This is a genomic window from Listeria aquatica, from assembly GCF_014223975.1.
Taxonomy (GTDB): domain Bacteria; phylum Bacillota; class Bacilli; order Lactobacillales; family Listeriaceae; genus Listeria; species Listeria aquatica.
In genome coordinates this window covers 75,276-88,850 of sequence record NZ_JAARRM010000002.1, presented here as the reverse complement: position 1 = coordinate 88,850, position 13,575 = coordinate 75,276, and the positions used below count along the sequence as shown (strand labels likewise).

Here is a 13,575-nt window from a genome sequence, read left to right as displayed (position 1 = left end):
TTTCGAAATGGAACATCTTTTTATTGCTGGGAAAGCAAGCCTCCCTCCTATATTATTGTTGCACGGAACAGGAGGCGATGAACACTCACTGGTTGATGTCGCACAATTTGTTGCACCGGATGCCCCTATTCTTTCGCTTCGAGGAGACGTTTCAGAAAATGGCGCGAACCGGTTTTTTAAACGGTTTGCGGATGGTTCTTTCGATTTAGTGGATTTAGCAGGAAAAACGAAGGAATTGCTTAGTGAAACGAACCGGCTTGCTGAAAAATATGATTTGGTCTTTAACGATTTTGTGGCCCTTGGATATTCGAATGGCGCTAATATTGCGGCTAATGCGCTCTTGCAGGAAGAAGAGGGTTTTCATTACGGGATTTTGTTTCATGCGATGCCTGCTGGAAATGACCCGGATACGTTTAATATTTCGCACCGCCGTGTGTTTCTCACAGCGGGAATGAATGATCCAATTGTTACGCAAGCTGCATCTACGACACTTGGACGCGAACTAGAGAGCCGGGGAGCGTCCGTTGAAACGATGTGGACGGTTTCGGGACATCAGTTAACGATGCCGGAACTGGAAGGTGCTCGGGATTGGTATCAAAAACTTAGTGGTGATAAGTATGCAATTTGATGCTGATAAGATTTCACCTAAGCAAAATTACAAGTTCTTGAGTGGTTCGATCATTCCGCGACCGATTGCTTTTGTCACAACGCTTTCTGTGGACGGAAATACAGTAAATGCAGCTCCGTTTAGTTTTTTTAACGTGGTTTCGAGTGATCCGCCGCTTGTCTCGATTGCGGTGCAGCGGGCGGACGGTGTGAGAAAAGATACGTCACGAAATGCAGAACAAAATGGTGAATTGATTATTCATATCGTTAGTGAGTCTTTTGTTTCAGATATGAATGAAACGGCAGCTCGATTAAATTCGGATGAAAGTGAACTCGACCGAACTTCGCTTCATCTTGAACGAGTAAATGGGTTTGCTACTCCGCAAATTGAGGAGGCAAAGATCAAACTACTTGCCTCGCTTGAAAAAAGCATCGAGATTCATAATGACGCTGGTGTTGTAACGGCGGATATGCTAATTGCCCGGGTGGTTCGCTATGATTTTTCAAGTGATGTGTTTGATGAAGAAAAAGAGTATATTTTACCAGAATTTTTGGATGTAGTTTCGCGACTTAGTGGGAACGATTATGCTAGGCTTGGTGAGCGCTATACGATTAGGCGCCCAGATTAATTTCTGAGTGCCTTGTTTTTTTAGTTTCCTCATGTTAGAATGGGGCTATCTAAAATGTTAGGAGGGTTTGCAAATTATGTGGCTGTATAGACTTCGTTCCAAAGTGAATGTTAACCGCTAATTGAATAGTGCGGAGTACCAAGTTTTTTTGGTATGGAACGGGACCTGTCTATCACATTTTGTGACCCTATTTGGAACTAAACTGAACTATAATTCTAGGGAGAGACGATTTCGACTCTTCTTTTTTTGTGTCTTCTTTTAAGAAGAAATAGGGAATGTCCTGACCGCACTGAAAAAATTTTTCAGGAGGTCATTTTTTTATGAATAAAAAAGTTATTTTAGTTGGTGTTAGTGGATCAGAGAAGGATTTCGAGTACACAATGCTTGAACTGCGCAATTTGGCAGAAGCGAATCACTATCAAGTAGTCGATGAAGTGAGGCAGAACTTAGATAGTGCTCATAAGGCAACGTATGTTGGAAAGGGAAAGCTTGAAGAGTTAAAACAACTAGGTGAGATGCAAGAAGCAGAGGCTTTTGTTTTAAATGATGAATTAACAGGTTCGCAAATTCGGAACTTAGAAGATGCAACGGGGTTTCAGATTATTGACCGGACGGCGCTCATTCTTTCCATTTTTGCAGAACGCGCGAAAACTCGTGAAGCTCAATTGCAGGTAGAAATTGCAAGGTTAAAATATGAACTGCCACGAATGATCGGGGAGGGCGAGTCGCTCGATCAACAAGGCGGTGGTTCAGGTTTACGAAATCGTGGTTCTGGTGAAAAGAAACTCGAGCAAGATCGGCGGATTATTAAAGACCGGATCAGCAAGTTAACGAAGGAATTAGATGCGATTGTTGCTGAACGAGAAACAAGACGCAGGAAAAGAAAGAAAAACGAAATCCCGGTGGTTTCCCTTGTTGGTTATACGAATGCTGGGAAATCAACTACAATGAATGGACTTGTTGCGGGTTTTAGTACCAGTGAACACAAGCAAGTATTTGAAAAGGATATGCTGTTTGCAACACTTGAAACGAGTGTTCGTGAAATTGTTCTTCCGGATCATAAACGTTTCTTACTGACGGATACTGTTGGATTTGTCAGTAAGCTACCCACGCATTTAGTGAAAGCTTTTCGATCGACACTAGAAGAAGCTAGGGATGCAGATTTGTTGATTCATGTTGTTGATTATTCGGATCCAAATTATCAAACGATGATTGAAACTACGGAACGTACGCTAAAAGAGGTCGGCGTTGAGGGGATTCCGGTGTTGTTTGCATACAACAAGGCGGATAAAATTGCGGAGGAAAACTACCCGGTTCTTGCGGGAGATACACTGGTTTATTCAGCACGTGATGAGGCGAGTCTTTTTGAGCTTGCAGAAACGGTGAAAAGGCGAATTTTTACGGGATATAAAAAGGTGACGCTTTTAATTCCTTTTGAAGAGGGGCAAGTGGTAGCTTATTTGAACGATAAAGCGAATGTTCTTTCGGAGGAATATTTGAATGAGGGAACGAAAGTCGAGGTAGAGCTGAGCCCGGTTGATCAGGAGCGTTTGAAAAAATTTAGATGGCGAGTTTCTTAATGAAGTGTAAGCTTTCTCCTGCTTTTAGGACTGAAGACCTAGACTCAAACGGGACTCAAAACGGATGGAAATTAGCAGGAGATTTTGTATACTAGTAAAGTACGATACTTGAGATACGGAGGGATATGATGAAAAAGTGGGGGCTTTTAGCGGTTCCAGTAGTGGCACTTGCATTACTAGGAGCTTGCGGAAATGACGATGACCATGATGATCATGGAGGAAATTCGAACGGGACGAACACGACGAAATCTGAACAAAAGAGTACAACAGGGAATCAATCTTCGAATGATTTAAATGGGAAAAAGCTAAGTTTATCGTTTCAAGATGTTATTAAGCAATTTGAAGATAAGTATGCAAATGCAGTGATTACTTCTGTGGAACTTGAAGAAGATAGCGGTCGGATCATTTATTCGGTAGAAGGTATGGATGATCAAAATGAGTATAAGTTAAAGCTTGATGCTGAATCGAAAGAAGTGCTAGAAGATCAGAAAGAAGCTGTTGATAACGAAGACAAGCAGGAACTAGATCAAGAAAAACTTGATTTGAAGGGCTTGATTTCGGAAAGCGATGCAATGAAAAAAGCGGTTGCTGAGGTGGATGGCCCTGTTTCTTCTATAGAGCTGGATCGTTCTTATCAGGATACGGTTTATGATGTGTCGGTGGAAACAGGTTCAGATGATAGCGAAGTTCGAATTAATGCGAAAACTGGAAAGGTTCTTTCTGTAGACCCGCATTGATGAGTCAAAGAAACACTTCATATGTTGTAGGGGGAATGTACAACATATGGCGTGTTTTTTTGTTTACTTCTTTTCTCACTTGCTGTTCCATGTTAAACTGAAGATAGTTGAAATTAGAAAAGAGTGTAAGCGGTGGGACTGACAAAGTTATTCGCATTTTATCATAAAAAACTTGGAAATTGGAATTTAATATTTAGTTTTATGAAGGGCTTTTGGGTAGGCTACTTTGTTCTTTTAATGTTGCTCTTTTTAGGAACAGTCGCCGTTTTTTATTTATTGAGCTCAGGAGTCGTTTGGTTTGTGCTTTTGCTTGATGCCATTCTTGCAATCCTCTTTTTTTATTTGTTGATTCACTTGCGGGCAAAACGATTGATTCGTGTTAAATTTCAACTGAGAAGCTTTAAGGAATTGCAAAAAATGAAGGATTATCTTTTTTACGGGTATCTAGCAAAAAATGGATTTGAAACGCGTGCTGAGCTTTCTGAACTGATTTCGTTTATTCGCTCGGAAGCGAAAACGGGGGTTACGGATAAGAAAAAAAGTGTAATGGGTCTTATTTTTAAGATTTTTATTGCGACATTTTTGGCGATATATGGCGGTAGCTTTTTGTTTGACCTAGACGAGAGCTGGAACCGGTTGTTAGCTGTGCTTGTTATTTTGTTAGCGGCGACTCTATTCTTCTATTTGGTTCTTTTGCTTGAAAGAGCGTTGCGGTATCTTTTTGGAAGGGATACACGGCAAGCAGAGCAAATGATTCAAACGGTGATTTACATTCAAACTGTACTTCGTGCCAGGGAGAACACGGATTATGATCCTTTTCGGATAGTCGAAAAGAAAGTACAGGAAAACCCGTTTTTGCAGGAAATTATTGATTCAAAATCCTTTTTATGAAGTTATTTCAGTCAGGTAAAGAGAGAAGGAGCTTGGAGATGGAAAACAAACGAAGAGAAACGATGGAGACGATATGTTACAGGGAGTTAAAAGAAAGAATTCAAAATGGCTTCTATCAGCCGGGTGAACGGTTGATTGAAACAAAGATTTCGAAGGAAATGAATATTAGTCGGACACCGGTTCGAAAAGCGATTTCGATGCTTACGGTGGATGGCTTTGTTGAAAATACGGAATATCGAGGAGCTGTTGTTGCAGATAGTCGGCTGACGAAAGACGATTATATTGAAATGCTCGACGTGCTGGGCTTATTTTTAAAGCACGCCATTCGTCGCATTGAAGTGAAAAAGTTACCAATTAATTATAAGCGGTTTGAAGAAAAACGGCTGGAGCTGGATTGGGCGCTTGAAAGTAAGAGGGAAAGAGCTTACTTTTATTATGGCAAATCGGTCTTGCTTGAATTTATTTTTTATTTGAAAAATGATTGCTACTTAGAAATTGTGGAAGACTTTTCTGTGAAAGTGCAACAATTTGGGACGGCGGAAGTTTTTTCGATTATTGAAAACTCTGGAAAAGACTTTGTGAAAGGTATTGAACAGATTCTTTTTTCAATTAGGAAGGAAAACTATTTTAAGGCGCTTGAAGTTGTTGATCAAATTACGGAGCGGCAAATTTTATCTGCTTATCGCTAAAAAACCGAGATCCAAAAAGGATCTCGGTTTTTTAGCTTTTAAATGAGTCTGACAAGATAGCGCCCTAAAATGCCACCTTGGATATTTTTTTCAAGCGCTTCTGGAAGATCTTGAAGTGTAATTTCAGTTGTTACCCAATCCAGTAGTGAATCTAGTTTGAAGTCTGTCGCGATATGATGCCAAACTTCTTTTCGACGCGGATACGGGCAATAAACGGAATCAATACCAAGTAGATGGATGCCACGCAATATGAACGGATAAACGGTTGTGTTTAATTGGTATCCGGCCGACATACCACAAGTAGTTACACTTCCGCCGTATTTAGTTGTGCTTAGCAAGTAGCTAAGCGGTTTTCCGCCGACGCAATCAATCGCATGGGCAAACTGCTCTTTATCAAGGGGACGTAATTTTTCTGGCTGAAAGGCTTCTCGAGATACGACTTCATCTGCTCCGAGCTTTGCGAGGTAGTCTTCACGCCCTTGTTTCCCGCTAGAAGCGACAACTGAAAATCCTAACTCTGAGAGAATTGCGGTTGCAAAGCTTCCTACGCCTCCTGTTGCACCGCTTACGGCAACTTTCCCGTCTTGTGGTTCTGCTCCGTGGTCTTGAAGGGCTAAGACGCTCATGGCTGCTGTAAATCCAGCCGTTCCATAAATCATAGCTTCGCGTAGTGTGAGTCCGTCTGGGAGAGGCACGACCCATTTACTTGGTACGCGAATATATTCACTGTATCCGCCAAAGTGGCTTACGCCGAGTCCATAACTTGTGACGATAACGGGATCGCCTTCTTTAAATTCGGGGTCGCTTGAAGCAATGACAACGCCTGCAGCATCGATTCCAGGAATGAAGGGATAGTTTTTGACAATGTTGCCATTTGCAAGTGTGGCTAGTCCGTCTTTGTAATTAATGCCCGAATAGTGAACACGAATCGTGACATCGCCTTCGGGTAGGTCATCAAGTTGGATAGACTTGATTTCAAGGCACGTTTCTTCAGGTTTTTTTTGATCAACAAATAAAGCGCGAAATGCAGTCATGGTATTCCTCCTTCAATTTTCTCTAACTTTAATGTAGCGCTCGTTCTAAAAATATTCAAGTTAGAGCTTTTACCAAGAGTTGTTTTTCTGCGCTATTAGCATGTATAATAAAGACGAATTGCGACTAAAGGAAGTGAAAGTGATGACAACAAAAGTGATGCTTGTTGTGAACCCATCCTCCGGGAAAGAAAAAGCGGAAGGCTATGCGGACAAAGCAGAAAAAACTTTGCTAAAGCGATTTAGTGAAGTGGTTGTAAAGCGAACAGAAAAAGGTGGAGATGCAACGGATTTTGCTTCGCTTGCGGCTGAACAAAATTTCGATGCGGTTATTGCGATGGGAGGAGACGGAACGTTAAATGAAGTGATTAACGGTCTTTCGATTCATGAAAAGCGACCAGCGTTTGGCTTTATTCCACTTGGAACGGTGAATGACTTAGCGAGGTCAACGGGGATCCCGCTTAAGCCGAAAAAAGCGATTAAGATGCTTGAAACGGCTATTTTGAAGCCGATGGATGTTGGTAAAATTGAAGACCACTTCTTTATGAATGTACTTGCTGTCGGGATGATTGCGCAAGCGGTTGACCAAGTGAGTGTGGAACAAAAAACTAAATTTGGTTCGATTGCTTATTTTGTGGAGGGGCTTAAAGCTTTTAGCCGTCATGAATTGCTACAGTTTAAGCTTGACTATGATGGAGGACATTTCGACGGAGATGCGGCTCTTGTTGTCGCGGGATTAACAAATTCTGTTGGCGGAATGGAAAACTGGGCGCCTGATGCTAAACTTGATGATGGTTTATTACATGTTTTCGTGCTTACAAAATTAGGTTTGTTTGATGCAGCGGGTATGCTTCCTCAACTTGTTAAAGGAAGCTTGCAAAATAATGAGGGTGTGGAATATTATCAAACGAAACATCTTACAATTGATGCTTCTGGTGAGGATTTGTCGGTAAATGTGGACGGGGATTCTGGTCCTGCTTTGCCAGTTGAAATTAAAGTTTTTCCAAGTCATTTGAATCTTTTTGTTCCAGAAGGGGGCAAGAAGAAAAAAAGTTTTTTTAAGGCATTTTAATAGTGAATCTTTTGCTTCAATCTGGTAAAATAAAATCACGACGAGTGAAAGAAGGTGGATGAGTCGTGACAGAGCGTGAGGTTCTTTACAAAGGTCTTGCTAATGTCAAAACGAAATCAAAGGCAGCGCCGGGAAAGCTGTACTTGACTTCGGAGAGTATTGTTCATCAGCCTAACGAAGCATTCGACGACAAAATAGAGATAAAATTGGAAGAGATAGCCCGATTTTCTGGAAAAAAGACAAAGTTTTTTGGTCTGGCAGTTTTGGCTAATCTCATTGAAATCGAACTGAATGACGGTACGGTTTATCAGTTTGTGGTTAATCGACAAAAGAAGTGGTTGGGTACCATTTCGAAACAGCTTGGAGAGCGTTCCAAGTAATGAGATAAACTTAAATTAGGGGGGCAAGCTACGATAGTGTAGTTTTGCCTCTTTTTTAGATTTATTTAAGTGGGGGATTTGATTTATTTACAGGAGGAGAGAAATTTCGTGACACAATCTCGCTTAAAGAAAACGCAAGGAAAGAAACAAAAACAACGATTTTATTGGAGCCTTGTCCTTATTTTATTAATAGGTATTGGCATTGGATCGTTTGTTTCGCTGTTTATTACTTCCCATGAAGCCAAAAATGCAGAAACAGCAAAAACAAAGGCTGCTTCAAAAGACGCTAAGAAAAACAACAAGACACCACTTAAACCGGATAATCCGGTTAAAGCGAAGGAGGTACCTGAAAAAGCCATAGATGAATATTTGAAAAATAGCGGGTTTGTTGGTTCAGTTTATATTGAGGATAAAGGGAAATTTGTTTTAGAAAAGGGATATGGCTATTCTGATTTAGCGAATGGACATAAAAATATGACTTCGAGTGTTTATTATATCGGATCCATGCAAAAAGCGATGGTCGCAACTGCGTTCTTGCAACTGGTGGAACAAGGATTGGTTCGTCTAGATGACCCAATTGCAAAATACATTCCGAGCTTTCCAAACGGTCAAAAAATTAAGATTGTGAATTTTCTTGGGCACACAACCGGAATGAAACCGCGGCATGAAGGGAATAATCCGATTACTCCATATCGAATTATTCGTGAAATTGAAAAAGCAGGGATTAAAACGCAGCCAGGCAAGTGGCAATATGCGGATGATAATTATTCAGTGATTGCTTATTTGATTCAAACGATTTCTGGGGTAGACTTTGAAAATTATATGGAACAGCATATTTTTATTCCGGCGGGGATGAGTGGCGCAGGATTTTATATGACGTACAATACGAATTTTATGCACACGGAAAGTTACTTGCGCGATAAGGGGAAAATGATAAATGCGCCAGTTCGTCAAGATTTATCACAACTTTTTGGTGCTGGGGATATTTACATGGCAGTTCAAGATGTGAAAAAATTCGACGATGCGCTTTTGGGTGGAAAGTTGATTGGAAAAGAAAGTCTAGCTCGAATGCTTAAGAAGGGGCCAGGAAAATATGGGTTTGGTTTCTATGATTTAGGCAATCATTATATAGCTCGAGGAGTTTTAGCGGGTTATGAGGCAGGAAATGCTTTCACGAAAGATCGGAAAAAATTTGTTATTTTACTTTCAAATGCTCGAACAAAAGCTAAGTCTGACTATCAGTATACGCAAGATATTTTAGCGATCATGAATAAAAATTAGCTTGATTTATAGGAACCGTGTTATAATAGTTTCGAACTTGAGATACAGGAGGAAACGATAATTGGAGATAAAGGTTCAAGACAAGATTCAGGATTCTCGAATTGTTTTTACGAGTGATTTTGGGGAATGTATTGCAACTTGGGATGACGACGAAGATCCGGATCCCGGGCGAAAGTACACGGTAGAAGTCAATATTCCTAAATTGATTACGTTTGATGATGTGGATGAAAGTGAAGAAAAACATTGTCTTTTAGAAAGCGATCAAGATGACCAGATTCATATCGTAGGCATACTTGAAGACTATGAAGAAGATGGGTTTGCCGTTTTGCGGTTAGAAGAAAGCATCATCTGCTTCGATTCCAAATTTGATGAGCATATTGATCAGCTACACGGAAAATTCATTGATTTATTTGTTCCTGAAATTAAAATAACAAGTGTTGGTATATAAAAATGACGACAAAGTTTGCCCTGCTAGGCACCTTTGTCGTCATTTTATTTATATTCCGCAATAACTTTCATCATTTTATCTAAATCGGCTTCTGAGCGCGGATGAAGCATCAAGCGAGACCGTCCTGTTTCAATCACAAGAATACCGTCTTCCGACAAATTAATCCGTTCAATTTGTGCGTAAGGAAAGAAGATGAAAGTATAGAAAAATCCATTTGTTTTAAAAATTGCATGTGGCTTGCGGAAAAGCGCAATATAGAAAAACAAAACGCTTAGAATTCCCAGTAACACAGTCGTTGAAAAGGAACCATTACGTGAAATGTTCAATGCGAAAAGTAGAACTAATAAACCAAAAAATATGTACCCATCAAATCGTCCTCTTGAGCGAAGCTTCACTTTTAGCTTTGTAGCTCCCTTCCAAAAAGTCAATACGACGAGATCATAAAGAATAAAGAGAACCGTTCCAATTGCAAAAATTAAAAGAAAGATATTGGTTGCAGACCATTCCATTATTTTTTCACTCACATTCTATCACAATTTACTGAATCAATCAGTTGTAATTTATTGTAGCATACTAGGTGAAGCTCTTGAAAGAAAAGTTCACCATTTAAAGCGCTCTCTGTCATTTATCGAGTAGTGGCATCAGCTTCACTTTGCTATCGGAAGCAACTTTGCGAATTTCGAGTTCGATTCCGCGCTTATCTAGTTCGCGAAAAGCGAGTTTATCTGTTTCGTCGACAGAAACCGCATTGGTAATTTGATTTTTTCCAGCTCGAAAAGCCATCCCGCCAATGTTGACCGACATGATGGCAACACCTGCTTTTACAAGTGTAAGTACATCCATAGGATTGGTAAACAAAAGTAAGACAGGGGTTGTGGCATATTGTGGATTTTGGTAAACACGAATGGCTTTAGCAACATCTATCACATTTACTTTTACAGCGGGCGGAGCTGCTTGAATAAGCAATGTTTTTCTAAATTCATCTCTTGAAACCGCATCATTTATGACGATAATTCGCTCCGCTTTTGTTTCTTTTGTCCAAACGGTGGCTACTTGACCATGAATCAAGCGGTCGTCAATTCTAGCTAGACGGATATCCATTGGTAGATCGTCCTCCTCATTATTTGTTACAACGCATCATTTTTAAAGCGGATGGCTAGAAATATCAGTATCTCTTGAATTATATGAATTTCTGCAGGATAAATCAACTCTCTTAGGAGACTTTATCATTTTAGCGCGCGAAAAATAGCCCCCAGGGGGGAGGGCTATTTAGATAGAATGTGCAGGCATCGTTTGGATGATATCGTGAATGTAATAAAGTTCATCCTCTGTTAGACTTAAATTTAATCGCTTGGATACCGCTTCGTTGGCTTTATTAAGGGCATCTAGTACAGCAGGATCGAAATTGGAATGATCTTCGCGGTAAATGAGGCCGTCGTTTACAACCATGCGTTCAAGTGCGCAGCCAATGTGGATGAGTAAATTGATTTTAAAAGCATTATTTAAGATCGGTTCGGTGTTTTCTTCTAAGACTTTCAAGAAGGTATTTAAAATATCAATGGTCTTTTTGGGATTTAAATAGGTCAAGAATTCACTCAGGCTATCTTCAACGACTTCCTTGGCAATTCTTCCTGTCTCACTTTTCTTGACAAAAACATTCCGTCCTTTAATCAGGTTCACGAGTTGTTCTTCTCCGTCGCTTGCGAACAGCTTTTCAAGCGGGATGAATGGAACGGGTACATTTGGTTTCTCAATTCCTACGGCCATCAATACGTCATACTCTTCCATCAAAATTTTCATCTTATTTTCGCTTTCGTGAACGCCGATTGGAACGACACGAATGGGGTCAGTTGTAATGGTTTCTAAAATGTTTTCAATGAAGCTTTGCAATTTTTCGGCCGTGCCTTCCCCGGTTGCACAAATGGTCGCAATCGCGTGCGGCTTCGCATCTGTATCGAGCAAGTCGCTATCAGAAGAAGCATAACCGCCGTATCCACGAAAGTCTTTTAACGCGTCGTAAATATCGGCAAGGTCGGTATCTAGGATATTGGATTTACGTACAGCTTCAATTACGGTTGCTGTTGACACCATATCAATGGAACGCACATCAATCCCAGTTCGCTCTGTAATCACTTGTGCAAAGCCGGTTAGCGAGCCCATATCGACAAGTAGTAGTACACCACAGCCCATGTCCATTTCTTTTGCTCGCTCAGTCAATTTATCAAGTGTAATTTTAGGACTTTCATCAAGCGGCATGTCAATTCCTTCGACAAGCCCATCCCCAAGCAGTTTCTTGGCAACGTTGACCATGCTTGTTGCGGTGTTGTTTCCGTGGGTAGCCACTAATACTGCAACACGTGAATTTTCCTGATCCTTGAGTAGGGAGCTGATTAAAAGCGTCAAATAAAGGACTTCCATATTAGGAACACGGATATGGAAAACAGCTTCAATCTCGTCTTTAATTTCCCGTGAAATGTTGTAAGCTTCCGGTTTATCTTCAACAACGTTTTCAATGTTTGTATATTTCAGCGGTTTATTGCTTTCAACACGCTTAATGAAAGAAGTGAGATGCAGTGAAAATGCAAGGGCAAAACGGTCATTTAATTTTTTTCCGAGATGCCGTTCCACGCGGTCTCTTACATCTTCTGCAAAATTTAAAATATCTTCATTCACAATTTTTAAGATGTTTTCTCGTGTTTGAATGGTATTTTTAAATTTGTTGTAAAAACTATTCAAGTGGACATCAATATCCATAGTAATAAACTTCTTGATATCTTCACTCTCAACGCCCTGATCCATCAAAATAGAGGCTTTGTCTTCAATGATTTTGTAAAGGTTGAAATTCGGTTCATATTCATCACTTGTAATAAAAGTGCGGCTTTGCTCTGGAAAAATAGTTGTATAAGGTTCGAGGTGCTCAGAAATTTCCTGAAGCTCCTTGCGTCGCCCGCTAAAGTGGAAGAAACCATCTTTGATATTGATCGGCAAGGTTTTAAAATCAATCACAATTTCATCATTTTGGTTAAAGCTATTTAAAAAGCCTTGCGCGCATACGAGCTGGACATTGGATTTTAATTGACCGATATTTCCATATGCGGTATTTCCAATTAAAGCTTTCGCAGCTTCATCTTCAATTCGAATCGGTTTATTCACACGGTGAGCTTCGTTAGACAACAAATGTGTAAGTAGTTCAACACGTTCACGAGCAGTTCGCTCTTCAAAAGAAGGAAGTGAAATTGTGATGGGGATTCGGCGTACAAATGTTTTGAGTAACGAAGATTCAGGGTCTTCAGTTGTAGCACCAACGATTAAAACATCCGATTTACGTTTGCGCTCTGTTTCGCCTAATTTATTGAAGGTTCCTGTATCCATTAAATAAAAGATCATTTCTTGGCCTTCAGGAGGGAGGCGATGAATTTCATCGAGAAATAAAATGCCGCCATTGGCTTTTTCAACAAGTCCTTCTTTTTCTATCTCTGCTCCAGTGAATGCCCCTTTAATATGTCCGAATATATGAGACATGAGTAGCTGGGGATTATTGTAGTAATCGGCACAGTTAAAAACAATAAATGGCGCTTCTTCGCTTAACCGATTGGTTTGACAAGAAAAACGATACATTAAATTGGCGAAAAGAGTCTTCCCAACACCAGTTTGACCGAGTATCAGCGCATGTAGTCCATTTGGTGGATAGAGCATCGCAGCTTTTGCTTGTTCCACCGGAGTTTTGAGACTTGCGTCAGCTCCAATCAAATCTTCAAAGGGACTTTTTTTACTTTCTTCAGAAGAAAAAAGCACAAGCAACTCATCGGCTGAATGAAAAACGAGTTCAGAATCTGTTAACTCACGTCCGAGAGCCTGTTCAAGGGATTCCCTATCATAGTAGAGAACAGGCCGGCTATTAATTTTGACAAGTGCACCTCTGCGGCACAGTTCATTTAGCTCCATGCTGACATTATTGCGTAAAATTTGAAGTTCATCTGAGAGGCGAGAAGCCGTGAAACCTTCTCCATTTTCTACGAGTTCAAGGATATTGCTGTCTGATCCCTGTTCTTTCAAGTAGTGAAAGATTTTATCAATACGCTTCATCCATGGTTCACCTCATCAATCCTCATTATTAAAGTAGTGTATTGCATTTGTCTGATACACTATTTTTTCTGTATCTATTTTAGCATTCATGGCAGAAAAGTCAATGTTAATACGCTTTGTTTTCACTTTACAAATCGACTAATTA

Annotated in this window: 14 protein-coding genes; 10 read left to right on the top strand and 4 right to left on the bottom strand. The window is 40.3% G+C overall.

The window, feature by feature from the left end; all coding sequences use genetic code 11:
- The first annotated feature begins 7 nt into the window (after positions 1-7).
- From HB912_RS06260 to HB912_RS06235, 6 genes are all read left to right on the top strand, one after another.
- A complete protein-coding gene (locus tag HB912_RS06260) occupies positions 8-628 on the top strand; it encodes an alpha/beta hydrolase (protein WP_185373044.1) in 621 nt (206 codons plus the stop codon).
- The gene (locus HB912_RS06255; RefSeq protein WP_185373042.1) at positions 618-1,235 is read left to right on the top strand and encodes a flavin reductase family protein; all 618 of its coding nucleotides are present in this window, start codon (positions 618-620) and stop codon (positions 1,233-1,235) included. The genes HB912_RS06260 and HB912_RS06255 overlap by 11 nt, the downstream gene beginning before the upstream one ends.
- A gap of 320 nt (positions 1,236-1,555) precedes the next feature.
- Positions 1,556-2,815 (top strand): GTPase HflX, encoded by a 1,260-nt coding sequence (hflX, locus tag HB912_RS06250; protein ID WP_185373040.1) that lies wholly within the window; start codon positions 1,556-1,558, stop codon positions 2,813-2,815.
- Between the two features lie 128 nt (positions 2,816-2,943).
- Positions 2,944-3,552, top strand: coding sequence for a PepSY domain-containing protein (locus tag HB912_RS06245; RefSeq protein ID WP_185373038.1), 609 nt, complete (start codon positions 2,944-2,946; stop codon positions 3,550-3,552).
- 132 nt (positions 3,553-3,684) lie between these two features.
- A complete protein-coding gene (locus HB912_RS06240; RefSeq protein WP_185373036.1) occupies positions 3,685-4,443 on the top strand; it encodes an ABC transporter ATP-binding protein in 759 nt (252 codons plus the stop codon).
- 38 nt (positions 4,444-4,481) lie between these two features.
- A complete protein-coding gene (locus tag HB912_RS06235) occupies positions 4,482-5,132 on the top strand; it encodes a GntR family transcriptional regulator (RefSeq protein ID WP_185373034.1) in 651 nt (216 codons plus the stop codon).
- 38 nt (positions 5,133-5,170) lie between these two features.
- Here HB912_RS06235 and HB912_RS06230 read toward each other — a convergent pair whose 3' ends face one another.
- Positions 5,171-6,166 (bottom strand): acrylyl-CoA reductase family protein, encoded by a 996-nt coding sequence (locus HB912_RS06230; protein WP_185373032.1) that lies wholly within the window; start codon positions 6,164-6,166, stop codon positions 5,171-5,173.
- 142 nt (positions 6,167-6,308) lie between these two features.
- On the opposite strand from HB912_RS06230, the gene HB912_RS06225 reads away from it, so the two are divergent.
- The 4 genes from HB912_RS06225 (at position 6,309) to HB912_RS06210 (ending at position 9,344) form a co-directional block, all read left to right on the top strand.
- Positions 6,309-7,235, top strand: a complete 927-nt coding sequence (locus HB912_RS06225; RefSeq protein WP_185373030.1) for a diacylglycerol/lipid kinase family protein — start codon at positions 6,309-6,311, stop codon at positions 7,233-7,235.
- A 65-nt stretch (positions 7,236-7,300) separates the two neighbouring features.
- Positions 7,301-7,615 carry a hypothetical protein gene (locus tag HB912_RS06220; RefSeq protein ID WP_185373028.1) on the top strand — a complete coding sequence of 105 codons (315 nt, stop codon included), beginning with the start codon at positions 7,301-7,303 and terminating at the stop codon, positions 7,613-7,615.
- A gap of 108 nt (positions 7,616-7,723) precedes the next feature.
- A complete protein-coding gene (locus tag HB912_RS06215; RefSeq protein ID WP_185373026.1) occupies positions 7,724-8,896 on the top strand; it encodes a serine hydrolase in 1,173 nt (390 codons plus the stop codon).
- Positions 8,897-8,957: 61 nt separating this feature from the next.
- Positions 8,958-9,344: a hypothetical protein gene (locus HB912_RS06210; RefSeq protein WP_036070890.1), complete on the top strand. Its 387-nt coding sequence runs from the start codon at positions 8,958-8,960 to the stop codon at positions 9,342-9,344.
- Between the two features lie 44 nt (positions 9,345-9,388).
- Here HB912_RS06210 and HB912_RS06205 read toward each other — a convergent pair whose 3' ends face one another.
- The 3 genes from HB912_RS06205 to HB912_RS06195 all read right to left on the bottom strand — a co-directional run bounded on the left by HB912_RS06205 (position 9,389) and on the right by HB912_RS06195 (position 13,430).
- The gene (locus tag HB912_RS06205) at positions 9,389-9,853 is read right to left on the bottom strand and encodes a DUF986 family protein (RefSeq protein WP_185373024.1); all 465 of its coding nucleotides are present in this window, start codon (positions 9,851-9,853) and stop codon (positions 9,389-9,391) included.
- Between the two features lie 112 nt (positions 9,854-9,965).
- On the bottom strand, positions 9,966-10,445 hold the full coding sequence (locus HB912_RS06200; RefSeq protein WP_036070886.1) for a mannose/fructose/sorbose PTS transporter subunit IIB: 480 nt from the start codon (positions 10,443-10,445) through the stop codon (positions 9,966-9,968).
- Between the two features lie 168 nt (positions 10,446-10,613).
- Positions 10,614-13,430, bottom strand: a complete 2,817-nt coding sequence (locus HB912_RS06195) for a sigma-54-dependent transcriptional regulator (protein WP_185373022.1) — start codon at positions 13,428-13,430, stop codon at positions 10,614-10,616.
- Positions 13,431-13,575 lie beyond the last annotated feature (145 nt).